15 protein-coding genes are annotated in these 25252 nt (G+C 75.4%); 8 read left to right on the forward strand and 7 right to left on the reverse strand.

Features of this window, described 5'->3' with window-relative positions:
• Window positions 1-25: 25 nt before the first annotated feature.
• The 7 genes from HCN56_RS04385 to HCN56_RS04415 all read right to left on the reverse strand — a co-directional run bounded on the left by HCN56_RS04385 (window position 26) and on the right by HCN56_RS04415 (window position 16535).
• The gene (locus HCN56_RS04385) at window positions 26-1261 is read right to left on the reverse strand and encodes an FAD-dependent monooxygenase (protein ID WP_167968136.1); all 1236 of its coding nucleotides are present in this window, start codon (window positions 1259-1261) and stop codon (window positions 26-28) included.
• Window position 1262: 1 nt separating this feature from the next.
• The gene (locus HCN56_RS04390) at window positions 1263-8498 is read right to left on the reverse strand and encodes a non-ribosomal peptide synthetase (RefSeq protein ID WP_167968137.1); all 7236 of its coding nucleotides are present in this window, start codon (window positions 8496-8498) and stop codon (window positions 1263-1265) included.
• 182 nt (window positions 8499-8680) lie between these two features.
• A complete protein-coding gene (locus tag HCN56_RS04395) occupies window positions 8681-10021 on the reverse strand; it encodes a beta-ketoacyl synthase N-terminal-like domain-containing protein (protein ID WP_167968138.1) in 1341 nt (446 codons plus the stop codon).
• 62 nt (window positions 10022-10083) lie between these two features.
• Window positions 10084-10959 carry an enoyl-CoA hydratase/isomerase family protein gene (locus tag HCN56_RS04400; RefSeq protein WP_167968139.1) on the reverse strand — a complete coding sequence of 292 codons (876 nt, stop codon included), beginning with the start codon at window positions 10957-10959 and terminating at the stop codon, window positions 10084-10086.
• Complete coding sequence (locus tag HCN56_RS04405) at window positions 10956-12590, reverse strand: AMP-binding protein (RefSeq protein ID WP_167968140.1); 1635 nt, start codon at window positions 12588-12590, stop codon at window positions 10956-10958. The genes HCN56_RS04400 and HCN56_RS04405 overlap by 4 nt, the downstream gene beginning before the upstream one ends.
• Window positions 12590-15481: an SDR family oxidoreductase gene (locus HCN56_RS04410; protein WP_167968141.1), complete on the reverse strand. Its 2892-nt coding sequence runs from the start codon at window positions 15479-15481 to the stop codon at window positions 12590-12592. The genes HCN56_RS04405 and HCN56_RS04410 overlap by 1 nt, the downstream gene beginning before the upstream one ends.
• A gap of 64 nt (window positions 15482-15545) precedes the next feature.
• On the reverse strand, window positions 15546-16535 hold the full coding sequence (locus HCN56_RS04415; protein WP_167968142.1) for a 3-oxoacyl-ACP synthase III family protein: 990 nt from the start codon (window positions 16533-16535) through the stop codon (window positions 15546-15548).
• Between the two features lie 533 nt (window positions 16536-17068).
• Between HCN56_RS04415 and HCN56_RS04420 the strand changes: the two genes are divergently transcribed.
• The 8 genes from HCN56_RS04420 to HCN56_RS04455 all read left to right on the forward strand — a co-directional run bounded on the left by HCN56_RS04420 (window position 17069) and on the right by HCN56_RS04455 (window position 25167).
• Window positions 17069-18091 (forward strand): ketoacyl-ACP synthase III, encoded by a 1023-nt coding sequence (locus HCN56_RS04420; RefSeq protein ID WP_167968143.1) that lies wholly within the window; start codon window positions 17069-17071, stop codon window positions 18089-18091.
• Window positions 18092-18099: 8 nt separating this feature from the next.
• Window positions 18100-19152 carry a ketoacyl-ACP synthase III gene (locus HCN56_RS04425; RefSeq protein ID WP_167968144.1) on the forward strand — a complete coding sequence of 351 codons (1053 nt, stop codon included), beginning with the start codon at window positions 18100-18102 and terminating at the stop codon, window positions 19150-19152.
• Window positions 19130-19969, forward strand: a complete 840-nt coding sequence (locus HCN56_RS04430; protein ID WP_312871043.1) for an SDR family NAD(P)-dependent oxidoreductase — start codon at window positions 19130-19132, stop codon at window positions 19967-19969. Before HCN56_RS04425 ends, HCN56_RS04430 begins: the two co-directional genes overlap by 23 nt.
• Entirely contained in the window at window positions 19962-21401 is a 1440-nt protein-coding gene (locus HCN56_RS27185) for an SDR family NAD(P)-dependent oxidoreductase (RefSeq protein WP_167968145.1), read from the forward strand. The genes HCN56_RS04430 and HCN56_RS27185 overlap by 8 nt, the downstream gene beginning before the upstream one ends.
• A gap of 103 nt (window positions 21402-21504) precedes the next feature.
• Window positions 21505-22308 carry an SDR family NAD(P)-dependent oxidoreductase gene (locus HCN56_RS04440; protein WP_167968146.1) on the forward strand — a complete coding sequence of 268 codons (804 nt, stop codon included), beginning with the start codon at window positions 21505-21507 and terminating at the stop codon, window positions 22306-22308.
• Window positions 22305-23144 carry an enoyl-CoA hydratase/isomerase family protein gene (locus HCN56_RS04445; RefSeq protein ID WP_167968147.1) on the forward strand — a complete coding sequence of 280 codons (840 nt, stop codon included), beginning with the start codon at window positions 22305-22307 and terminating at the stop codon, window positions 23142-23144. The genes HCN56_RS04440 and HCN56_RS04445 overlap by 4 nt, the downstream gene beginning before the upstream one ends.
• Before the next feature lie 80 nt (window positions 23145-23224).
• Complete coding sequence (locus HCN56_RS04450; RefSeq protein ID WP_167968148.1) at window positions 23225-24151, forward strand: amidohydrolase family protein; 927 nt, start codon at window positions 23225-23227, stop codon at window positions 24149-24151.
• A gap of 137 nt (window positions 24152-24288) precedes the next feature.
• On the forward strand, window positions 24289-25167 hold the full coding sequence (locus HCN56_RS04455) for an alpha/beta fold hydrolase (protein ID WP_167968149.1): 879 nt from the start codon (window positions 24289-24291) through the stop codon (window positions 25165-25167).
• Window positions 25168-25252 lie beyond the last annotated feature (85 nt).

Consider the following 25252-nt stretch of genomic DNA (forward strand, 5'->3'; position numbering starts at 1 on the left):
GGCTCGGACCGGGGGCGCCGCGCGGTCAGGAGCCCGTCGTGGTCGGGCGGGGAACGCCGGAGGCCGGTGCGGGCGAGCCGACCGCGGCGCCGTCGGCGGCGGGCGGCAGGCCGGGGAAGACGAGCAGCGCGCGCGTCTGCTCCCGGAGCGCCTCCTCCGGGGTGCGGCGCAGCCGCGCGTTGCGCAGCGCGCACGCCAGCGGGCCGGCTGCCTGCTCGGAGCGGCTCGCCTGCCAGGACGCCTCCACCGCGAGGCGGGCCCGGTCCCGGCGTGCCCGCTCGTAGGCCCGGAGGCCGGAGACCACGTCCGGTGCGGTCGCGACGCAGCGGGCCAGCACCGCGCTGTCCTCGACCGCCATCGCCGCACCCTGCCCGAGGCTGGTGAGCATCGGGTGGGCGGCGTCGCCGAGCAGCGTCACCGGTCCGTCGCCCCAGTTCTCCAGGAAGGCCCGGTCGCGGGCGGGCACCGAGAGGATGTCCTCCTCCGGCGTGCTCCGGATCACCGCCCGGACCGGTTCGGGGAACCGTCGGAACAGCTCCTCGATCTCCCTCCGGCCGCCGGTCCAGGAACGCGCCTCCTCGGGCGGCCGGTTGTGCGTCGCCCACCAGTAGACCCGGCCGCCGCCGATGTCGATCAGCCCGAACCGGCGCCCGCGGTGCCAGAAGTGCCCGCAGTACCCGGTCGGGACCGCCGCGTGGCGGAAGGGGACGGTGGCGAGCCAGTTGATGTACCCGGGTTCGCGGATCGGCTCGGGCCCGGCGATCTGCCGCCGGACCGCCGAGTACAGCCCGTCCGCGCCGATGAGGGCGTCGCCCTCGGCGGTGGTGCCGTCGGCGAGGCGCACCTCGACGCCGTCCGGGTGGACGGTGTGCTCGACGACCTGGGCGCCGAGCGTCACCGGCACGTCGCCGGCCGCGTCGAGCAGCGCCCGCAGCAGGTCGCCCCGGTGGATGAGGACGCTGGGCGCGCCCGTCTCCGTCGCGATGTCCGGTGTCGGCATGCGGCGGATGAGCCGGCCCCGCCAGGTGCTGATGTCGAACCGCCGCAGCTCCTGGCCGTACCGCTCCAGCCGCAGGTCCACGCCGAGTTCCAGCAGTGCGGCCGAGGCGTTGCTGAGGATGCCCAGCCCGGAGCCGGCCGCCCGCAGCTCCGGTGCCCGTTCGAAGACGTGCGGCCGGGCGCCGACGTGCCGCAGCGTCACCGCCGCGGCGAGGCCGCCGATGCCGGCGCCCGCCACGAGGATCTTCGGTGCGCGCGCCATCTCAGGACACCTCCCCGCCGGTCGCCGGGGCCTGGGCGCCGGCCGTGCCGTCGCCGCCGAGCAGCGTGGTGATCCACCGGCCGACCGTCGCCACGTGGGGCTCCTCCATCAGCGTCAGGTGGTCGCCGCCGACCTCGACGACGCGGACCTCGCCGCTGGTCCACTCCCGCCAGCCGTTGGCGTCGTCGCGGTGGGCGGTGGACAGCCGTTCGTGGGCCTCCCGCAGGACGTCGGGCAGCGGTTCGGTGCTGCGCAGCAGCACCACGTCGTCGTCCGCCCCCTCCGGCCGGTACGCGAGGGTGGCCCGCCAGTGGGCGACGAAGGTGCGGTAGAGCGCGTGGACCACGTCGCTGCCCATGCCCTCGGGCAGCGCGCCGGCCCGGCGGGCGGCGCGGGTGATCCAGCGGGTCCGCTCCCGCTCGTCGGTGAGCTCCGGCGGGAGCGCCTCCATCGGCCGTTCGCCGCGGTGGTGGGGGAGGAGCAGCTCCCAGAAGAACCAGGCGAGCATGATGCCCTCGTCCAGCCCCTCGCGCTCGCCGCGGCGCAGCGCGATCGGGTCGATCAGGACGACCGGGGGCACCTCCTCGCCCGCCTCGCGCAGTTGGCGCCCCATCTCGAAGGCGACCAGCCCGCCGAAGGACCAGCCGGAGAGCAGGTAGGGCCCGTGCGGCCTCACCCGCCGGATCTCCCGGACGTAGGCGGCGGCGATGTCGGCCATCGTGCTGTGCCCGCCGGCCTCCCCGCTGTCGCCGACCGCCTGGAGGGCGTGCACCGGCCGGTCGTGCGGCAGGTGCGGCAGCAGCCGCTGGTAGCAGACCACGCTGCCGCCGATCGGGTGGACCAGGAAGAGCGGCGGGTTCGCGCCCCCGTCCCGCAGTGTGACCACGGGGTCCACGTGCGCCTGGTTCTCGGCCTGGCGGACCCGCACCGCCAGCTGGGCGACCGTCGGCTCCCGCACCAGCGCGGGGAGCGGCACGTCCACACCCGTGCGCTCCTGGAGCAGCGTCACGATCCGCACGCTGTGCAGCGAGGTGCAGCCCCGGTCGAAGAGGTCCTCGTGCACGCCGATCGACGGCAGCCCGAGCACCTCGGTGACGACGCGGGCGACCGACCGCTCCTCGTCGTCGGCCGGTGCCGTCGCGTCGCGGGGCGCGTCCTCCTGTCGGCCGCGGAGCTCCAGCAGCGCCCGGTCGTCGCGCTTCCCACTGGCCGTCAGCGGCAGCCGCGGCACGCACGTCACCGTGGCGGGGACCAGGTGGTCCGGCACCCGGGCGCGGAGCGCGGAGCGCACCTGGCCGACGAACTCCTCGGGCGCCTCGCCCACCAGGAACCCGGCGAGGAACGACCCCGAGGGGCCGCTGCCCACGACCACGGCGACGTCACCGACCGACGGCACCTGCGCCGCGACGTGCCGCAGCTCGGCCTCGACCTCGGCCGGCTCCACCCGGTGGCCGCGGATCTTGCACTGCCGGTCGGCCCGGCCGACGTACACCAGGTTCCCGTCGGGCAGCACGTGCCCGAGGTCGCCGCTGCGATAGAGCCGCGCACCGGGCGGCCCCCAGGGGTGGGGCACGAAGCGTTCGCGGGTCAGCCCGGGGTTGCCCTCGTATCCGTCGGCCAGGCAGTCCCCGCCGATGTACACCTCGCCCAGTCCGCCGTCGGGGACGGGGCGCATCGCCTCGTCGAGCACGAGGATCTCGCAGTGTCCGGCGGGCGTGCCGATCGCCGGGAGGTCGGGCAGCAGGTCGGGCGGTCCGTCGAGCAGGGCCCGGGTCACCACGTGTGCCTCCGTGGGCCCGTAGGCGTTGATCAGCAGAGGGTCGTCCAGGTGGCGCAGCAAAGTGCGGATGGCCGGGGTGACGCGCAGCTGCTCCCCGGCGCAGACGATGACGCGGAGCCGGGAGGGGAAGCGGTCCAGGGCCACCGCCGTCTCCGCGAGCTGGTGCAGCGCGACGTAGGACACGAAGACGCGCTCCACGTCGCCCTCGTCCAGGGCCCGCAGCAGCGTCCGGCTGTCGCGGCGCTCCTCGTCGCCGATGAGCCGCAGGGTGCCGCCCGCCGCGAAGGTCGTCCAGATCTCGTGGAAGGACGCGTCGAAGGTCAGCGGGGCGAACTGGAGCGTCGTGCCGCGCACCACCCCGCCCGGGTCGCCGAGCTGCCAGGTGATCAGGCGGGACAGGGCGCCGTGCGACAGCGCCACGCCCTTGGGGCCGCCGGTCGACCCCGAGGTGAAGAGCACGAACGCGGTGTCCTCGGCGGTCACCGCCGGCAGGCGCGCGGGTTCCGCCGGCGCGGTGTCCGCCGCCGGCGGCGCCACGAGGAGGGAGTGGTCGGCCAGCCACTCCGGCTCGGCCCCCGCCGGGGCGATGACCGCCGTCGGCGCCGTGGTGGCGACCATTCCCGCGAGCCGGGCCGCGGGGTGCCCCGGTTCGACCGGCACGCACGCCCCGCCGGCCATACCGATGCCGAGGACGGACGCCACCAGGTCGAAGGACCGCTCCAGCGCCACCACCACCCGGTCCCGCGGGCGGACCCCGTGCCGCAGCAGCGCGGCGGCGATCTGCCGGGCCCGCTCGTCCATCTCGCGGTAGCTCCACCGGCCGTCGGCGGCGGAGACCGCGACGGCCTCCGGGACGCGGTCGACCTGGCGGGCGAGCAGCTCCATGACGGTCGGCCGGCCGGCCACCGGGGCCGGCGGCCGCGGCGGCTCGGTCAGGAAGGCGAAGTCGGCGTTCTCGTCCGGGTGGTCGGCCAGCCGCTGCAGCACCGCCAGGAAGGTGCGGGAGTACCGCTCGACGTGGTCGGCGGTGAGGGTGGTCCCGTCGGCCTCGACGCGGATCTCCAGGCGGGAGCCCGTCGGGTCGAGGACCGCGTTCAGCAGCAGGACGAAGTTGGTCTCCTCCCAGGCGTCGAAGGAGTCGAACGCGAAACCGGGCACCTCGTGGAGGGCCGTGAACCCGTGGAAGTGGGTGAAGTTGAACGCGGTCTCCAGGACCGGCCCGCCGAAGTCCTCCTGGACGGCGCTCAGCGGGACCATCCGGTGGGGGTGGCCCGCCTGCTCCTGGGCGAGGAGGTGCTGCGCCGTCCCCAGGCGGCTGCGCCCGGTGTCGTCCAGCCGCACCGGGACGGTGTTGAGGAAGAGCCCGGTCAGGGCGTCGGCGTCACTGCGCTCGGGGCGCCCGTGGGTGACCATCCCCGTCGTGACGTCGGGGCCCGTGCCGGAGTGGAGCCGCAGGGTGAGGCAGTGCGCCGCGAGCAGCAGCGACTTCAGCGGCACCCCGTGGGCGGCGGTCAGCCCGCCGAGCGCGGCCAGCAGCGGTGCGGGCACCGTCGCGGCGCACCGGATCGGACCCGGCTCGGTCCGGGCGGTGTGCGGCCGGTCGGGGAGCGGGGTGGTCGCCTGCGCCCCGCGCAGCAGCGACCGCCAGTGGTCGCGTGCCGGTCCGTCCGCCTCCGCCGCCCGTTCGTCGGCCGCGTGCCACGCCTGCGAGGGCAGCACCTCCCGGGCGGGTGGTTCGACGGGGGCGCCGGTGGCGTGCAGGTAGTCCCGCATCAGCTCCTCGACCAGCCGGGCCACGCTCCACCCGTCGAGCAGCGCGTGGTGGAAGGCCAGGACGAGCTGGACGCCGGTGTCGGTGACGTGGGCGTGGAGGTGGTGGAGCGGCGCCGAGGCCAGGTCGTAGCGCCGGGCGCGGGCGCGCTCCACCTCCGCGAGCACCAGGGCGTCCTGGGCCTCGGGGTCACCCGGTGCCGCGGACCGCAGGTCGGTGACGGTCAGTCCGCCGGCGACGGTGCGGTGGACGACCTGGAGCGGCTCGTCCGCGCCGAGCAGGTCGAACGACGACCGCAGCGCCGGGTGCCGCCGGGTCAGCCGCTCGTGGGCCGCCCGGAAGGCGGACTCCTGCCAGCGCGTGCGGAACACGTACCGGAAGACGTCGTGGTACATGGCCGTTCCGGGGCTCTCCATGGTGTGGTACACCATCCCGAGCTGGAGCCGCGTCATCGGATGGGCGTCGGCCGCGTCGGGGAACAGCGCCCGGTCCTCCGCTCCGACCAGGGCGAACGGTTCCGTGCCGACCGGGTCGCCGGCCGCCGGCTCGGCGACCGGACGCAGCCGGGGCGCGAGGGCCGCCACCGTCGGGAACCGCATCAGTTCCGTCAGGTCGAAGGCGAGGCCGCGGCGTTCCATCAGTGCGCGGATGCGCAGCAGTTGGATGGAGTCGCCGCCCAGCGCGTAGTAGTTGGCGTGGACGTCGGCGACCGGGGTCCCCAGGACCTCGCCCCACACCTCGGCCAGCGTCCGCTCACCCGCGTCGCGGGGGGCGGTGCCGGCGGCCGCTTCGCTGCCGCTCCCCGCCGCGCGGGCGGCCGCGGCGCGGAGGTCGGCCTTGCCGCTGGCGGTGAGGGGGATGTCGTCCAGGGCGACGAATCGGGAGGGGACCAGCGGCGCGGGGAGCCGCGCAGCGCAGTGGGCGTACAGATCCGCCGCGGTGACGGGCTGCTCCGCGTCGGCGGGCACGACGTAGCAGACCAGCCGGGTGCGGCCGTCGGGCGCGGTCTCCCCGGCCACCTCGGCCCGCCGGACCCCGGGGCAGGCGGCGACGGCGGCCCGGACCTCCCCGGGCTCCACGCGCCAGCCGTTGATCTTCACCTGGGCGTCGGTACGGCCCAGGTACTCGACGGTGCCGTCCGCGAGCAGCCGCGCCAGGTCGCCGGTGCGGTAGAGGCGTTCGTCGGGCTCGAACGGGTCGGGCGCGAACCGCTCCGCCGTCAGCTCCGGACGGTTCAGGTACCCGCGGGCGACACCGACGCCGGCGACGCACAGCTCACCGGCGACGCCGCCGGGCTGCGGCCGGCCGTCGCGGTCCAGGACGAGGACGCGGGTGTTGTCGATCGGGCGTCCGATCGGCACCGTCGCGCGCCCCGCCTCCGCCGGCGGGCAGTCGTGGTGGGTGACGTCGACGGTCGCCTCGGTCGGCCCGTAGAGGTTGACCAGCTCCGGGCCCTGCGGGCCGAGCACCGCGTGGAAGCGCGCCACGTGGGCGGGCGGCAGCGCCTCACCGCTGCAGAACACGCGGCGCAGCGACGCCGCCCCCGCGCGGAGGGCGGGTTCCGTCTCCAGCAGGTCGAGCCAGGGCCCCAGCATCGAGGGCACGAAGTGCAGGGTGGTGACGCCGTGGTCGGCGACCGCGCGCTGCAGCTCCCGCGGGTCGCGCTCGGCGCCGGGCTCCAGCACCACCTGGCGCGCCCCGGCGAGCAGGCTCCAGAACAGCTCCCAGATCGAGACGTCGAAGGAGAGCGGGGTCTTGTGCAGCACCACGTCGTCGGCGTGGAGCGGGTAGCGCCGCTGCATCCACTCCAGCCGGTTGACCACCGACCGGTGCTCCACCACCACCCCCTTGGGGGTGCCGCTGGAACCGGAGGTGTGGATGACGTAGGCGGCGTCCGCCGCCGTGCCCCGGGCGGCGCCGGGGGCGCCGTCGGTGGGAGCGGCGGGAACCGTCGCGAGGTCGACCGCCGGGAGGGCCGGGGGCAGCAGGTCGGTGGCGCCGCGGTGCACCACCACCGACGGCGAGCCGTCGTCGAGGAGGAACGCCACGCGGGCGGCGGGCAGCGCCGGGTCGACCGGCAGGTAGGCCGCGCCGGACTTCAGCACGCCGAGGGCGGCCGCGACGGTGTCGGCGCCCCGCCCCAGCAGCAGCGCCACCCGGTCACCGGGGCCGGCGCCCAGGGCCCGCAGCTGCTCCGCGACCGCGTCGGAGCGGCGGTCGACGTCGCGGAAGGTGAGCGGCGCCGCGTCCGGTGCGGCGTCGGCGAGCGCCGGGGCGCCGGGGGTGCGGGCCGCCTGCTCCGCCAGCAGGCCGTGCAGGGTGCTCCGTTCGGAGAAGGCGACGCGGGTGTCGTTGTGGGGCCCCCGCACGACCTGCTCGTGCTCGGCGTCGGAGAGCATCCGCAGCCGCCGCGCCGGGGTGCGCAACTCCTCCAGCCCGCCGGTGACCAGCTGCTGCAGGTGCTCGGCGGCGCGCTCGATCGGGAGGTCCGCGTCGAAGACGTCGTCGGCGTAGTCGTAGGTGATCTCCAGGTCGCCGCCGTCGTCCCGGTGGCGGGCGTTGGCGACCAGCGCGTTGAGGTCCTGGGCGTGCAGCACCGCCGTCATCTCCCGGCGGGTCCCCGGGATCTGCTCGGTGGCGGGGAAGCGGAGCATCGAGAACAGCGCGTCGTACATCCGGCGCGGGCGGCCCTCGGCCGTCCTGAGGTCCCCGAGCAGCCGGCCGAGCGGGTAGCGCTCGGCCGACTTCAGCGTGCGGGAGGACGCCCCGATCTGCCGGGCCACCTCCAGCAGCGTCGCGTCCGGCGCCACCCGGACCCGCAGCGGCAGGGTGTTGGCGAAGTGCCCGCCGGTGGCCAGCTGGGCGGGGGTGGTGCGGTTGAGCAGCGGCACGCCGAGGCAGACCTCGTCGCTGCCGTGCACCCGGGCCAGGTAGGTGGCCATGGCCGCCGCCAGGTACGAGAACCGGGAGACACCGTGCTCGCGGACCCGCTCCAGCGTCTTGTGCTCGATGTGGAAGGCGTGCTGGCTGCTGGTGCGCGACCCGCTGGGCGCGCGGCGCGTGAACAGCGGGGGCTCCGCGCCGTCGAGGGCGGTGAGCAGCAGGTCGCGGTGGGCGGCCTCCTCGGCCGGGTCGTCGCGGTACGCCGGTTCGTCCCGCAGCACCTCCAGGAAGGACGGCGCGGCGAACTCGGCGGGCCGCCCCGTGCGCAGCGTGTGCGCGTAGTCGGTGAACACCTCGCCCAGGACGTTGGTCAGGGCCCAGCCGTCGGCGACCATGTGGTGCACCCGCACCACCACGCTCGCGGCCTCCGGGCCCTCGGAGAGGACGGTCGCCTGCGCCATCGGCCCGCCGTCGAGCCGGAACGGCTCCCGCACGGTGCGCTCGCACCAGGCGCGGGCGGCGGCCCGCGGGTCGGGCTCCCCGGAGAGGTCGACCAGCTCGACGGGCGGCAGGTCGGGATCGGTCCACTGGTACGGCACGCCGGCGGTGTCGCCGAAGCGCAGGTGGTAGCAGTCGTTGCGGCGCAGCGCGCGCTCCGCGCACTCCCGCAACAGGCCGGCGTCCACCGGGCCGGTGATCCGCTCGATCATGGACTGGACGAACTGCGGGTCGTGCGGCAGGTACGACGACGCCGTCCACAGGTCCCGCTGGTACGGGCTGAGGCCATGGCGAACTGCGGTCATGGTCGGTCTTCCCCCTTGAGACGCCGGCGCGTCACCGTGCCGGCGGTGGTCGTCGGCGGCGGACCGCGTGGTCGTGCCGCGCGCGCCGGTTCCCCGCCGGTGCGCGCGGCCGCGGCCCGTCCCCCTCGATGCGGTGCCGTGGCGGCCGGCCGTTCACCCGGGCCGGCCGTCCTGCTGGTGGATCAGTTCCCGGCGGGCCGGTCCCCGGCGGGTCGGTCCGCGCTGAGCAGCAGTGCGCCCGCGCCGGAGCCGAGGTAGTAATGGAGCGAGAGCGCGTGGCGGATGTCGAGCGGGCGGGGCTCGTCCCCGAGCACCAGGTCGAGCTCGACGTCGACGGGCTGGTCCACCCCGGCCGTCGGGCACGCCTCGCCCCGGTCGATCATCAGCGCGGTCGCCGCCGTCCGGATGAGGCTGAGCGCGGCGTACGGGTGGCCGAAGCTGGCCTCCTGGACGGAGACCGGCAGCCCCTTCGCGTGGTCGCCGAGGATCTTGCGGATGGTCGCCGCCTCGATGACGGAGAACTCGGCGTTGCTGCCGTCGGCGCCGCCCTGGACGTAGTCGATGTCCTCGGGCGCCAGGCCGGCGCGCTCCAGGCACCAGTGCGCCGCGCGGGTCGCGGCGGTGCCCTCCATGTCGCCGCCCAGCGCCGACCCGCCGGGCACGCGGCGGTGCGCCTGCGCGGCCAGCCGGGCGTAGACGCGCGCCCCCCGGCGCTCGGCGTGCTCGCGGCTCTCCAGGACCAGGGTCACCGCGCCGGAGGCCAGGTTGAGGCCGGTGGTGCGGGTGTCGTACGGGCGGCTCAGCGAGTCGAAGGTGATCCCCGCGGGAAGGAGCGAGACGCCTTCCTCGTCGGCACGGTCCCCGCGCTGCCGCAACGCGTCGTAACGCAGGTAGCGGTCGGGGGCCACGTGCTCCGCGCCGGTCACCACGGCGACGTCGGCGCTGCCGTCGGCGATCAGCCGGAAGGCGTCGGCGATCGCGGTGAGCCCGGAGGAGCACCCCATGGAGACGGTGTGGCAGGGGCCGCCGGAACCGATCAGCGCGGCCTGCACGTTGGCGACGTCACCCACGGAGGTGGTCACGGCGTACCGCAGGTAGAGGCTCATGGCCTCGCCGGGGCTGAGGTCGGCGCGCTCCCCGGCGGTGAACTCGTCGTACGCGTCGAACCAGGTCTCGGTGCAGCCGCGGGCGCTGATGACCGCGGCCTCCGCGAGGTCGCCGGCGGCGTGGTCCAGCCCGGCGTCGGCGAGGGCCGTGGCCGTCGCCGACAGGGCGTAGTAGTGGACGGGGCCGAAGCTGGCGTGGTGCGCGTCCGGCACCTCCGGGAAGGCGTCCCGCACCTGCTGCTGCGGCGGGTCGATGATCCCGAAGTAGCTGTCCTCGGCCCGCAGGTGCAGGGCGCCGGAGGCGATGGTGCCCCAGAACTCCTCGCGGGTCCGGGTCGGCGCGTCCTTCGGGCCGGGCAGGCAGAAGCCCATGCCGGTGAGGAGGACCTCGCGGGATCGGTGGTCGGAAGTCGTCACGTGTGCCTCTCTGACGCGTGGTAACAGATGGGTGCCCCGGCCCGGCCGGGGCGGTCGGGCGGTCACGGCTGCCCGCCGTCGGCCGTCGGCGCCGCTCCCGGCCCGCCGGCCCCGGTGAAGCGGGGGACACGGCCGGCGACGTACGCGGCCAGGCCCTCGGCGGAGTCCGGCACCTCCAGGTGGGTGCGCAGGTGGTAGGCGTCCTGCAGGCGCAGCCCCTGCGCGACCGGAACGCCCGCCGCCCGCTCGCGCAGCTCCTTGTAGAGGCCGATGGTCGCGGTGGGGCCGGCGGCCAGCCGCCCGGCGAGCTTCGCGACGGCCGCCGGGAACTCGGCCTGCTCCACCAGGTGGTCGACCAGCCCGATCCGGGCGGCCTCCTCGGCCCCGACCAGGCGGCCGCTGAGGTAGATCTCCGTGGCACGGGCCGGGCCCACCACCCGCGGCAGCATCACGGCGTTGCCGAGGTGGCCGACCTTGACCACGCAACTGCCGATGCGGGTGCGGTCGGACGCGATCCGGAGGTCGGCGGCGCAGAGGATCTCCGTGCCCGCGCCGGCTGCGGCGCCGTCGACGGCGGCGATCACCGGCTTGGGAAGCTGGACGATCTGCTCGCAGATCCGCAGGTACAGCAGGTCGCCGGTGTGCGGGTCGACCGGGGTGTCCGGGCCGACCGCCGCCAGCGACTCGGCGCGCTCGTCGAGCTCGTCGCCCGCGCAGAAGGCGCCCGCCGTGCCGGTGAGTACGACGACCCGGACCTCCGGATCGCGCCCGCAGCGGCGCAGCGCGTCCACCAGCAGCACGGCGAGACCCCGGCTGAGGGCGTTGCGGCGCGCGGGGCGGTTCAGCCGCAGCGTCGCCACCCCGCCGTCGAGCGTCTCGACCAGCTCGGGCTCCCCGCCCTCGGCCGGGCCGCCGCCCGGTGTCGTCGTGCCGGTCATGACAGCCGCTCCCTGCGGACCCGCACCCCGGAGGACTCGCGGTCCCAGGTGCCGTCGGTGACGCCCTCCTCGCGGAGGACGAACTTGCGGACCTTGCCCGTCGGGGTCAGCGGCAGCTCGCCGAGCGTCCGCACGAAGCGGGGGACCATGTAGTACGGCACCCGCTCCACCAGGAACTCCGTGAGCGCCACCGGGTCGACCACCGCGCCAGGGGCCGCCACCACCACGGCCAGCACGTCGTCCTCGCCCTGCGGGCTGGGCACCGCCACGACCGCCGCCTCGCCGACGGCGGGGAACGCCCGGATCTCCGCCTCCAGTTCGACCGAGGAGATGTTCTCGCCGCGGCGCCGGATCGCGTCCTTGATGCGGTCGACGAAGTAGTAGTCCCCGGCGCCGTCGCGCCGGAAGGCGTCGCCGGTGTGGAACCAGCCGTGGCGCCAGGTGGTGGCGGTCGCCTCGGGCATCGCGTGGTAGCCGTGCGACATCCCCCAGGGCTCGGTGCGCAGCACCAGCTCGCCGACCTCGCCCTCGGGGACCTCCTGGTCGTGGTCGTCGACGATCCGCGCCTCGACGCCGGGCCGCAGCCGTCCGCAGCTGCGGGTGTTGACCGGGTTGGCGGGGGAGATGATCGGGGTCGACGTCTCCGTGCTGTTGTACACGGTGTGCACGGCCACGCCGAACCGCTCCGCGAACCCCGCCACGTCGTCGGGGAGCGGGACGCACAGCACGGTCCGCAGCGGGTGGTCCCGGTCCTGCGGGCCGGGCGGCTGCTGGGTGAGGAACGGCATCATCACCGACAGCAGCGTGCAGACGGTGACGCCGTTCTCCCGGACCACCTCCCAGAACTCCTCGGTGCTGAACCCCTGCACGACGGCGACCGAGCCGCCCAGGCTCAGCATCGCGACGGCGGCCAGGGTGCCGCCGGCGTGGAACAGCGGCAGGTTCAGCAGGTAGCGGTCGTCGTGGTCCAGGATGCCGTCGAGGCCCGCCGTGGCCGAGGCGTGCGAGGCCGCGTAGGAGATCATGGCGCCCTTGGAGGCGCCGGTGGTCCCCGAGGTCAGCAGGATCGACTGGGTGTCCCAGGGGTGGACCTCGGCCGGGACGTAGGCGGCGGTCTCCTCCTCGGACCGTGCCAGCACCTCCGGGCCGTGGACCCGTGCCGGCAGCTCGCCGGCGGGCGCCTCGCCCCGCACCACCACCACGTGCTCCACGGCCGCCAGGTCCACCAGCGCCAGCCGGTCCGCGAGTTCGGCGTGGACCACCAGCACGCGCGCGCCGGACAGCTTCAGGGCGTGGGCGAGGAGGCTCCCGCGGTACGCGGTGTTCAGCGGGACGTGCACCCCGCCGTTGAGGTTGGTGCCGAACCAGACGGCCAGGGCTTCGGGGCCGTTGGGCAGCCACGACGCGACGGCGTCGCCGGGCACGACGCCCAGCTCGCGCAGGCCGACCGCCGCGGACCGGGCGCGGTCCCAGGCGTCGCGGTAGCTCCAGGACGCCCCGTCGGGGAACCGCGCGAACGGGCGGTCGGGATGGGCGCCGGCGCGCCGCTCCAGGACGCGGCCGATCACGCACTCCTCGGCCGGCGGGACACCGCGCCGGGGCGCGGGGGTGGGTATCAGGGTCTCCGTCATCAGATCTGCTCCTCGGTACCGGCACCGGCACGTGGGCGGTTCAGTTCGGGCAGGCACCCCAGGCTCCCGCCGCCGTCGATCACCAGGGCGGCGCCCGACAGGCGGGAGGAGGCGGGGGCGGCCAGGTAGCACAGCAGCTCGGCGACCTCCTGCGGCTCACCGATCCGCCCCTGCGGGACCTGGGAGAGCAGGCTCGTCGTGAAGGCGTCGCTGTTGGGGACCGCGGCCTCCATCGGCGTGCGGACCATGCCGGGCAGCACGGTGTTGGCGCGGACGCCCCAGCGCGCGCCGGTGGTGGCGAGCATGCGGGTGTGCTGCAGCATCGCGGCCTTGCTCGCCCCGTACGCCTGGGTGCGGGGCACCGGGGCGGCCAGCGCGCTGACCGAGCCGACGGCGACGACCACGCCCGGGTGGCGGCGCGGCACCCACTCGCCCAGCAGCGCGTCGGTCGTCGCCGCGTAGGAAAGGACGTTGACGGCGAAGCTCCGCGCCCGCACCGCGCTGTTGTCGCCGCGCTCGTCGAAGTCGAGGATGCCGGCGGAGTAGACCAGGCCGTCGACCCGGCCGGCCAGCCGGACCGCTTCGGCCACCATCGCCGGGACGCACTCGGGGTCGCCCAGGTCGGCCGGCAGCACGTGCGCCGTGCCGCCCTCGGCCGCCACCTCCTCCGCGGCCGAGGCCAGCGCGTCCGCGCGCCGCCCGACCAGGACCAGCTCCGCGCCGCGGCGGGCGGCCTCCAGCGCGAAGGTGCGGCCGATGCCGCTGCTCGCCCCGGTGACCAGCAGCACGGTGCCGGACAGGTCGAAGGGGTCGCCCGGCGCCGGGTCCGGGTAGGCGGGGGAGGGCTCGGCCAGCCACGCCGGGGTGGGGGGCACCAGCATCGCCTCGACCCCGCCGTCCAGCGTCAGCACCTGGCCGACCATGTGGGCGCTGTGCTCCGTGGCCAGCAGCCGCAGCAGGTTGACGAGGTCGTCGACGCGGGTGGGACGCCGCACCAGCAGGTGCTGCATCAGCTCCGCCTCGCGGCCCTCGGCCAACCGGTGCCCCAGGAACGGGGCGTACCCCGTCGTCACGGCGTTGGCCACCACACCGCGTCCCGCCAGCCGGTGGGCCTGCTGCCGCCACCAGGAGAGGTCCGCCGCGCGGCGCGCCGCCGCGTCGGGGTCGGCGCCCGGCTCGATCAGCTGGGTGCCGTCGGTGACCAGCACCGCCCGGCCCGCACCGCGGTCGGCCATCGCCGTCAGCGTGGCCAGCACCCGGCCGCGGTCCAGGCCGGCGGCCGCGGGCTCCGCGCCGTACGCCTCGTTGCCGATGTGCGCCACCAGGTAGAGGTCCGGGACCTCGCCGGTCTGCGGTGCCCGCAGCCCCAGCGGCGTCAGCCCGGCCACGACCTCGGCGACGCCGGGCCGGCCGGCGCCCTCCACCGCCAGGACCTCGCCCACCGGGCGGGCCGGCCACACCGGGGGCACGCCCGGCACCGAGGCACGCGGGTCGGGCACCGCCGGCGAGGCGACGGCCGCCGTGGGGCCGGCGGTGCCGCCGACGGCCGGCTCCTCGTCCTCCCGGGCGAGCAGGATCGCGCTCGCGCCGGTGCCGACGTGGTAGTTGAACGACAGCGCGAACGGCAGGTCGTGGGGTTTCGTCAGGTGACCGGGGACGGGGTCGAAGACGCACTCCGCGGCGGGCTGCTCGCACCCGGCGGTGGGGCAGACCTCCCCGGACGCCATCATCAGCCCGGTCGCCGCCACCCCCATCAGACCCAGGGCTGACCCCCCGTGGCCGAACGAGGCCTCCTGCACGCTGACCGGCAGCCCGTGGGCGCGCTCGCCCAGCAGCCGGCTCAGCGCCGCCGACTCGATGCCGTGGAAGATCGGGTTGCCCTCGGCGCCGCCGTTGACGTAGCGGATGTCCTGCGGGTCCACCCCGCCCATCCGCAGCACCCGCCGGGCGGCCCGCTCGACGGCCTGGCCGCTGTCGTCGGCGGCCATCGCGCTGCCCCCGGCCACCCGGCCGTGGACCTGGCCCAGCACCCGCACATGGGAGCGCGCGCCGCGGGCACGGGCGTGCTCCCGGCTCTCCAGGATCAGCGTCGTCGCCCCGTTGGCCATGTTGGACGCCTGCGCGCGGCTGTCGTACGGCCGCATCGGCGCGTCCAGCGTCATCGACGCCGGCAGTACCGGGCGCCCCGCCCGCTCGGCCTGCTCCACCCGCTCCCGCAGCGCCTGGAACCGCAGGATGCGGTCCAGGTTGAAGTAGTCGACACCCGTCACCACCGCGATGTCGACGACACCGCTGGTGATGAGCCGGTGCGCGTCGCCGAGCGCCACCGCGGAGGAGGCGCAGCCGCTGGACACCGTGTGGCAGGGGCCGCCCGCACCGAGCAGCGCCGCCTGGACGTACGCCAGGTCGGTGGTGCCGCCCGCGATGGCGAGCCGGGTGAACAGCGCCCGGCCGCGCTCGGGGTCGGGCTCCTCCGACTCGCTGCGCACGAAGTCCTCGTACACGTCGAACCAGCTGTCGCTGGTGGCGCGCGCGGTGATGACGGCCGCCTCGGCCAGCTCGCCGTTCTCCCGGCCGAGCCCCGCGTCCGCCAGCGCCTTCGCGGTCGCCGCCAGCCCGTAGTGGTGCACGGCGGCGTAGTTCGCCAGGTGCCGGTCGGGGACCTCGGGGAAGGACGCGGCCACGAACTCCTCGGGGGGCGTGACCGAACCGAACCACACCCCCTCGTGTCCGAGGTGCACGGTCCCGGTGGAGATGGTGGACCAGAAGTCGTCCCGGCCCAGGGTCTGGCGGCCGTCGGGCCCCGGGAGGCAGAATCCCATCCCGGTGACCAGCACCTCGCGCGTCCCCGCGCCGGTGTCCGCCTGCCGCGCGGTGGGGCTTGCCGTCACTGTCGTGCCTTCCTCTTGTGGACTCGTGGTGGGCCGCCCGCCGGCGGCCGGGCCGGGCGGCGCGTCAGAAGCGCAGCAGCAGCCCGCCGGAGAAGAACCCGCCGGCGACGACCGGGGTGAGGACCGTGTCGCCGGGGGAGAAGTGGGCCTTGGCGTGGAACTCGGAGAGGACCGTCGGCACGCACGCGCTCGACAGGTGGCCCCGGTACTCGAAGTTGGTGACGAGCTTGTCGTCGGGGACGCCGGTGCGGCTGAGGATGCCGTCGATGATCGGCCGGGTCGCGGCGTGCGGCACCAGCCACGTCACGTCCGTCAGCGCCAGGGAGTTGCGCTGCAGCAGCTCCGAGACGATCGAGCTGATGTGCGCCGCGGCCTGCTCCACCAGCTCCGGCTTGCTCTTGACCCAGCCGTGCGGCGGGGTCGCGGTGGTCAGGTCGACGAGGGTGCCGTCGACGTGCGTCACCGAGTCCAGCAGCTGTGCGCGGTGGTCGCCGCCGCGCGTGATCACCGCGGCGCCGGAGCCGTCGCCCGCGACCGCCTCCGCCTTGGAGCCGGGGCGCACCCGGCGGGAGAACTGCTCCGCCGAGACGACCAGCGCCTTGGTGTGGTGGGTCGGGGCGCACAGGTACGCGGCGGCGGTCTGGATGCCCAGCACGAAGCCGGAGCAGCCGGCCGCCAGGTCGAACGCCATGGCGCCGTGGGCGCCGATCTCGGTGGCGACCAGCGGGGCCAGTTCCGGACGGAACACGTGCTCCGTCCAGTTGGTGAGGATCACCAGGTCCAGCTCGGCCGGGTCCACCCCGGAGTCCTCGACGGCCTGCCGGGCGGCGGCGACCGCCAGCGACAGCAGCGTCTCGTCCTCCGACGACTTGTGCCGGGAGCGGACTCCGACCTGCCCCAGCACCGCCTCGTCGATCCGGTTGCCCACGACCTCCGAGTCGGGGTCGTTGTGCACGACCTCCCGGGGGAAGTGATGGCCGAAACCGGCGATGCCGATGTTGTGGTCCTGCCAGCTCGCTCCCGCTGCGACAGGGCTGATGGTCTGCTGCGACATGAAAGGTCTGTCCTCCCTGGCTGTGTGAGCCTCCCCCGCGCCGGGCAGGACCGCGTCGACGGCGTCGGAACCACCGGAGCGGCCGCCCCGCCCCCTGCACGGCTCGGCACCCCCGCCACGCTAGGGATCGGCCCGGCCCAGGAGAGCCCCCCACCGGTACCGACCTCACCCCCGGGTTGGTACGGAAGGTAACCCCCGCGGCGGTGGCGCCCGCCCGGCCGGTATCAGCGGTACCGGGACGGCCCCCAGCCGGTACCCGGAGGAGGATGACCGGCTCCGTCCGCGCTGCCTAGGGTCGGTGACGCGACGTCGACGACCGGGTCCCGCCACCCGCTGGTGCGGGCAGCCCACCGGTCGACGGGCGGGGGCCGGCGCGGTACCGCGAGCCCCCTGCCCCGTCCCGTCCCGCTGCCGGGCCGCGCGAGCGGCCGGCCGAGGCCGTCGATCCGCGGACCACACCACAGACCACCGCGCAGGCCGGACCGAACCGCGGCCCGGCCGCCCGAGGAACTCTTTCAGAAGGGTGCCGATCCATGACCGTCACGCACCGCGCCACCGAGGCGCCACCGATCACGGCGGCCCCCGTGACCCTGAGCGGCGTGGGTCACTACTTCCCCGGTGAGCCCCTCACCAACGCCTACTTCGAGGGGCTCGACGACCTCGACGTCACCGACGAGTGGATTCGGCGCCACACCGGCGTCCAGGCCCGGCACTGGCCCGAGGACGAGAACGAGCGCCACGTCGAGATGGGACGCGAGGCCGCGCTGCGCGCGCTGGACGACGCGGGCCTCACCCCCGACGACGTCGACGTGCTCATCGGCACCACCGCCACCGCCCGGCCCCGCACCAACCGCTCCTCCGCCGGCAACCGGTACATGGACATCTCGCTGCCGCTCCAGCACCAGCTGGGCGTCAAGCAGGCCGTCTGCTTCGACGTCACCGCCGTCGCCTGCGCCGGGTTCCTCTACGGCAGCGTCGTCGCCCGCTCCCTCCTCGGCAGCCTCGGCGTCCGCAACGCCCTGGTGGTGTGCGCCGAACGGCCCCAGGACATCCTCAACACCAAGTTCCGCAACTCGGTGCTCTTCGGCGCCGGCGCGGGCGCGGCGGTGTGGACCCGCGACGACGAGCGCGCCGAGAGCGGCCTCATCGACGCGGTGCTGCGCTCCGACGGCGAGCACTACGGCGCCTTCGACATCGACGACAACGACCGCATGGTGATGAAGGGCAAGCTCGTCGGCGAGCTCGGCCCCGACCTGCTGACCGACGCCGCCACCCGCATCCTGGAACGCAACGGGCTGACCTCGCAGGACGTGCGCTGGATCATCCCGCACCAGGGCAACCTCAACATGATCCAGGAGGTCGCCAAGCGGCTGGACGCCCCCGAGGACAAGGTCCTGCTGAACCTGCCGCGGCGCGGCAACACCTCCAGCGTGGGCGTCCCCAGCTGCCTCTCCGAGCACATCGCCTCCGGCGTCGTGGCGCCCGGCGACCTCATCCTGTCCATCAGCATCGGCCGCGGCTTCAGCTGGGGCGCCATGCTGTACCGCTACCAGTGAGCGACGAGATGACCGACACCGCACCCACCGAGGGCACCACGCCCCCCGGCCCGCCGGCCGAGGCCTGCGCCCCGCCCGCCGCGATCACCCGGACCACCCGCACGACCCCCGCCTGGCAGGGCAGCGGCGTCGGCTTCACCGGTCTCGGCCACTACTTCCCCCGCACCCTCGTCGACAACTCCGCCGGCACCGAGGCCACGTCCAACTCCCTGGAGGACAAGCTCCTGGGGGACCTCGGCGTCCTCACGCGCTACCGCAGCGATGAGGAGGAGACGGTCCAGTACATGGCCGTCCGCGCCGCCGAACGCGCGCTGGCCGACGCCGGGCTGACCGCGGGCGACATCGACCTCGTGATCCTGAGCAACTGGACCGACCGGCTCTACGGGCCGGAGATCGCCCCGCGGATCGCCAGCGACCTCGGCATGTCCGGCGTCCTCGCCTTCGACGTCTGCGCCGGCTGCGCCGGGTTCGTCATGGGCGTGCAGACCGCCGCGCTCCACCTCACCGGGCCGATGGGCATCCGCCGCGCCCTGGTCATCTCCTCGGAGCGGTTCAGCCGCCGCGTGCGGCCCGGCTCCAAGGGCGAACTCGTCACCGGCGACGCGGCGGGCGCCGCGGTCGTGGAGGTCAGCGGCACCGAGGGCCGGGGGCTGATCGACTCCCAGCTCAGCACGGACGGCACCCGCCACCACCTCACCGGCGCGTACCCGCCCAACGGCTGGGTCCGCAGCTCCCCGGACCTCATCGAGGAGGCCATCGCCCACGCCACCACCGTGACGCGGGAGATCCTCGGCCGCAACGGCCTGACCGTCGCCGACCTCGACTGGTTCGTGCCGCACTCCGGCACCAGCCCCATCATGGACGGCATCCAGAAGGAGCTCGGCCTGGCGCCGGAGCGGTTCGCCAGCAACTTCCGCATCCGCGGCAACCTCTCCAGCGCCTCGATCCCCACCGTCCTCTCGGAGTTCACCGCCGACGGGCAGATCACACCGGGCAACCTGGTGCTGGCGCCCGCGGTCGGCGGGGGGTGGTTCTACGGTGCGCTCCTCTTCCGAGCCTGACCCCGCCGCCGGCACCCGGCCGGACCCGGCGCGGGACGAACCGCGCCGCGCCCTGGTCACCGGCGGCAGCCGGGGCCTGGGCCTCGGCGTGGCGATGCGCCTCGCCGAGGCCGGCTGGCACACCACCATCGCCGCCCGCAGCGCCGAGGGGCTGGAGCAGGCGGTCGCCCGCGCCCGCGACGCCGGCCTGGAACTGCACCCGCAGCAGGTCGACGTCACCGACGAGGACTCCGTGCGCGCCCTGTTCGACCGGGTCGCCGCCGACGGCCCGCTCCACCTCTGCGTCAACAACGCCGGGGCCAACTCCTCCCGCCTGCTGGTCAAACCGGCCCGCGGCGACCGCCCGCTCCAGCGGTACCCGCTGGCGGACTGGGAGAACACGCTGCGGCTCTGCCTGACCGGTGTCTTCCTCACCGGCCGGGAGGCCGCCGCCGCCATGGTCGAGGCCGGGGTGCCCGGCACCATCGTGCAGATCTCCTCCGCCGCCCGCGGCGGCGCCTACGGCCAGTCCGGCTACAGCGCCGCCAAGAGCGGCGTCGACGCCCTGACCCGGACCTGGGCGCTGGAACTCGCCGGCCACGGCATCCGGGTCGTCGGCGTCGCCCCCGGGGTGATCAGCAGCGAGGCGCTCCACCACCACTGCGAGCGGGACCCCCGCCACGCCGACTACATGGAGCGGCTGCGCGAACGCATCCCGGCCCGCCGCTGGGCCGAGGTGCGGGAGATCGCCGACGCGGTGCTCTTCGCCGCCGAGAACAGCTATCTGACCGGTACAACTCTGGAGGTGGACGGTGGGGGTCTCCCCGACCGTGTCTGACCAGCCCCACGGGGGCGGACGCGCGCGACTGTACGGCTCGGCACCGCAGGTGGCCGAGGCACTGCGGAACGCCGGCTTCACCGTCCTGGACGGGGACGGGCCGGCGGAACTGCACTGCGTCCCGCTGCTCGGCGAGGTCGGCGACGGTGTCCCCGCGATCCCGCGCGAGCGGCTGCTCGCCGCCCTCGCGGCGGCGCGCCGGGACGGCGCCGAACGGTTCGTGCTGGTCACCGACGCAGCGCCGTTCGTCCAGCCGGAGGCGGACCCCGACCGGGCCGCCGCCCTCGCCGCCGACACCGCCTGGTGGCGGTGGCTCGCCGCCCGGGCGGCGACCCGCGGCGTCCCCGTCAACACCGTGCGGGTCGGCCACGCCCCCTTCCTCGGCCACCGGCTGGACGCCGCCGCCGCCGAGGCACTCGCCCGCCACCAGCTGGTGCGCCGCCCCGTCGAACCGGCCGACCTGGTCGCCGCGCTGCGCCTGCTGAGCGGCGTCGGCGGCGGCTACCTCGCCGGCGAGACCGTGCCGCTGGACGGCGGCCTGGACGCGGTGTACATCCCGCCGGTCTCCGCCCTCGGCGGCCAGTCGCAGCCCACCGCGCCCGCCGGCCCGCCGGCGCCCCCGAGCACCGGCCCCGTGCTGGTCGCCGGCGCGAGCAGCGGCATCGGCGCCGCCACCGCGCTGCGGCTGGCCGCCGAGGGCGCCGAGACGGTGCTGGTGGCGCGCCGCGCCGAACCGCTGCGCCGCATCGCGGCCGAGGCGGAGGAGCTGGGCGCCGTCGCCCACGTCCTGCCCGCCGACCTCTCCGACCCCGCGGTCGTCCCCCGGCTGCTCGACGAGGCCCACGAACTGACCGGCGGCATCGAGCGGTTGTGCTACACCGCCGGTGTGCTGCGCCTGGACCGGCCGCGGGTGCCCGCCGACAGCGCCGAGGCCCGCGAACTGATGATGCGCACCAACGTCGCCTCCTTCGCCGCCATGTGCGAGAACCTGGTGGCGCGCTGGATCGACCGCGGCATCCCGGGCGTCATCGCCTCGGTCAGCTCCGTCACCGCGCACAGCGCGCCGCTGTCGCACTGCCACAGCTACGGCGCGACCAAGGCCGCCGTCGCCCAGTACACCCGGATGCTCGCCACCACCGTCGCCCGCTACGGCATCCGCGCCAACGTGGTGCGCCCCGGCATCATCCGCACCCCGATGGCCGGCACCGCCGACGACAGCTACCAGCAGGCGTGGCTGGAGCGCGTCCCGCTGGGACGGGTGGGGGAGCCCGCCGAGGTCGGCGCGCTGCTCTGCGCGCTGCTCGGCCCCGACGCCGCCTACCTGACCGGGACGCACCTCCTCGTCGACGGCGGCCTCCACCTCGGCCCGATCCCGCCGCTGCGCGCGGGGCAGCGCGCGCCGCTGGCGGCCGTCCCCTCGGCAGCCGGCTGACGCAACCCCAGCGGGCGCCGCACCGGCGCCCGCCCACCCCGCCCGCACGCCGCGCCGCACCAGGCCGCGTGCGGGCGGCACGCAGACACCAGACAGGACAGCCATGACAGCTCAGTTGAAGGGCCGCACGGCCCTGGTGGCGGGCGCCTCATCCGGCGTCGGTGCCGCCATCGCCCTCGAACTCGCCCGGCAGGGCGCCGGGGTCGCCCTGGTGGCGCGCCGCCCGGCCGAACTCGACGCCGCGCGCGAGCAGGTCGCCGCCGAGGGCGTCCCCTCCGCCGCCGTCGTCGCGGACCTCGCGCAGGAGGGCGGGGCGCAGACCGCCCACGCCGAGGCGGAGCGCACGCTCGGCCCGATCGACATCCTCGTCAACTGCGCCGCCGCGGTGCAGACCGCGCCCGTGCACGAGGTGCGTCCCAAGCACTGGGACCTCCAGATGCAGCTCAACGTCACCGTCCCCTTCCAGCTCACGCAGTTGACGCTGCCGGGGATGCGGGAGCGCGGTTGGGGCCGCATCGTCAACATCAGCTCCGCCGTCTCCCTGGAGCGCATCGCCGGGACCGCCCCCTACGCCGTCACCAAGCAGGCGCTCAACACCCTCACCGAGCTGACCGACCTGGAGAACCGCGGCCACGGCGTGCGCGCGCTCGCGCTGTGCCTGGGCTGGGTCGGCTCCCGGCTCTCCCCGGACCTCACCGAGTACGGCGTCACCCCCGACGACCTGCTGACCGCCGACCACGTCGCGACCACCGTCGGCCAGCTCGTCACCATGGACCCGCGCATCAGCCTCGGCCCGGTGCTGCGCATGGAGCCGACCAGCCCCCGCGCGGGGACCCGCGCCTCGGTGGAGCGGCACGTCCGCGACACCGCCACCCGCTCGACCCGACCGACGGAGGCAGCCCCGTGACCGCGCCCCAGCACCCCCGCACCCCCGAGGAACAGCCCCCGGCGGAACCCCGGTTCGTGACCACCCGCCACGCCGAGGGCGTCACCACCGTCGTGCTCGACCGCCCCGACCACCGCAACAGCCTCAACTACGAGCTGGCGGCGGAACTCCTGGACGCGGTCATCCGCGCGGTCACCGAACCCGCCACCCGCGTGGTCGTCCTCACCGGCGCCGGCTCCGCGTTCTGCGCGGGCGACGACATCGAGGCCGTCCAGCAGGCCCGCGACGGCATGCGCGACGGCGCGCCCGCCTCCCGGCTCACCCGCGACTACCTCTACCTGCGGATCTGCGAGGCGCTGATCACCGCCCGCAAGCCGGTCGTGGCCGGCCTCAACGGCGCGACGGTCGGTGCCGGCACCGAGATGGCCTGCGCGGCCGACTACCGCCTCGCCTCCGACAAGGTCCGCATCGGCAGCGGCCTCGTCCAGGTCGGCTACCCGGGCAACGCGGCGCTGCTGCCCCGCGTGGTCGGCCCGGCCCGCGCCACCGAGCTGTTCGTCACCGGCCGGCTCGCCGACGCCCACGAGGCCGAGCGGATCGGCCTCGTCGACCGCGTGGTGCCGCACGACACCTTCCAGAAGGAGCTCGACTCCCTGGCCGCCGCCCTCGCCGCGGCTCCCACCAAGGCCATCGGCCACTTCAAGGAGCTGCGGGAGCGCTGCTGGGGCCAGCCGGCCGAGTTCGCGCTGCGACTGCAGAACGAGTTCCACCACCGCAGCCACGCCGAGATCGAGGACGGCCGCGAGGGGCTGGACGCCTTCCTGAACAAGCGCACGCCGCGGTTCACCGGCCGATGAGCGCCGACGCGCGGCACACGCGCCCCCATGGACCCGCGGCCGACACCCGGTCCGGCGCAGGCGTCGTCGACATGTGCTCGATGCCCGCCGAACCGGAGGTCTGCCGGGCGTACATGCGCAGGCTCGCCGTCGAAGCACCGTCCTACCTGCGCATCTTCGCCGGCGGCTGGTGCCGCACCTTCGGCGCGGACCCCGTGCCGTACCGGCAGGCCCTGAACGAGGACCGGCTGCTGGACGCCGTCGACATCCTGGTGGAGGGCCTGGGGGACGGCTTCACGCTCGACGCCTACCTCGCCGAGCTGGACGAGAACGGCATCGGCCACCAGGTCGTGCACGGCGTGCCCGCCGCCTTCGGCACCGGCAGCGACGTCAACGACTTACTGGCCGGGCTCGCCGCCCGCGCACCGCAGCGGCTGCAGGCATGGCTCGGCCTCTCGCTGCGCGACCCGGACGAGGCACTGCGCGAGGTGCTCTCCTGCCCGGACCGCGGACTGCGAGGCATCACGGTCAACCCGTTCCTCGACGACGCCGACCCGGTGGACGAGCGGTACATCCCGGTGTTCGCGGCGGCCGAGGAACTCTCCCTGCCCGTCTGGCTGCACACCGGCCACCACTTCGCCTCCGACCGTCCGCTCGACCGGTGCTCCTGGTGGCACGTGGACCGCCTCGCGATCCGCCACCCCGGTCTGGACATCGTCGTCGGCCACGCCGGCTGGCCGTGGCTGCGTGAACTGACCGCCGTGGCCCAACGGCACCGCCGGGTCCACCTGGAGATCTCCTCCCACCGGCCCCGGCACTTCACCGTGCCGGGCAGCGGATGGGAACCGCTGATGCTCGCCGGCCGCACCACCATCAGCCGCAAGATCATGTTCGGTTCCTGCGCCGCCATCCACGAGGAGCCCATCAGCCGGCTGGTGGACGAGGTCCGCCAACTCGACCTCGGGGAGGACGTCGAGCAGGCGTGGCTCTCCGGCAACGCCCGCCGGCTGCTCGGCCTGGAGCCCTGACCGGCGGGCCTGTCCCGGGCACGGTCCGACTGCTTACAGTTACCCACAGCACCCGTCGGCCCCGACCCGGACGTGCGATCCCGATCGGCGTCCGGGCCGGGGCCGGCGGCCCCCCACACCGACCGAAGAGGGAGACCATGCCCGACCCCGTCCCCGCCGCCAGCAGCGCCTGGGTCACCGTCCAGGGAATCAGGACGCACTACCTGCGCGCCGGCACCGGAACGCAGACCGTGCTGCTCCTCCACGGAGGCGGCATCGACCGGGCCGACTTCACCTGGCGCGACACCGTCGCCCCGCTCGCCGAGCAGTTCCACGTCCTCGTCCCGGACCTGCCCGGCTACGGCGAGAGCGACAAGCCGGACATCGACTACACCATCGACTTCTACGGCGACTTCGTCCGCGACTTCATGGCCGAACTCGACGTGCCGCGCGCCCACATGGTCGGGCTCTCCATGGGCGGCGGGATCGCGCTGAACATGGCGCTGCGCCACGCGGAGCTGGTCGACCGACTGGTCCCGGTCAACAGCTACGGGCTGACGCACGAGATCAGGAGCCCGCTGCTCACCTGGGCCTTCACCCGGGTGCCGCCCGCCCACCGCTACCTCTACAAGCAGTCGGGCAAGAGCCGCGACAAGATCCGCAGCCACTTCGCCGGCGCCGTCCCCGGGATGACCGAGGACATGGTCGAGGAGATGTACGCCATGTACCAGGCGCCGGACGCGGGCAAGGCGTTCCGCAGCCTCAACCGCAACGACGTCACCCCGCGCGGCCTGCGCACCGACTACTCCGGCCGGGTGGACGAGATCAAGGCCCCCACGCTCTTCGCCCACGGCGCGCAGGACCCCGTCGTCCCGCTGGACCAGGGCGAGCGCGCCGCCGCCCGGATGGAGAACGCCGAGGCCCACGGCATCGACGGCGCGGGGCACTTCGCCCCGCGGGAGCAGCCGGACGCTTTCAACGAGCTGGTCACCCGGTTCCTGCTCGGCGAGCAGCGGCCCGCCGGCGCCGAATCCTGACCACCGCGCCCCGCACGCCGACGGGGGTGGCACCGGTTCCCCGGTGCCACCCCCGTCCGCCGTTCCCAGCCGTCGGCCCGCCGCC

The organism is Streptomyces lonarensis (assembly GCF_012033735.1).
GTDB lineage: Bacteria > Actinomycetota > Actinomycetes > Streptomycetales > Streptomycetaceae > Streptomyces > Streptomyces lonarensis.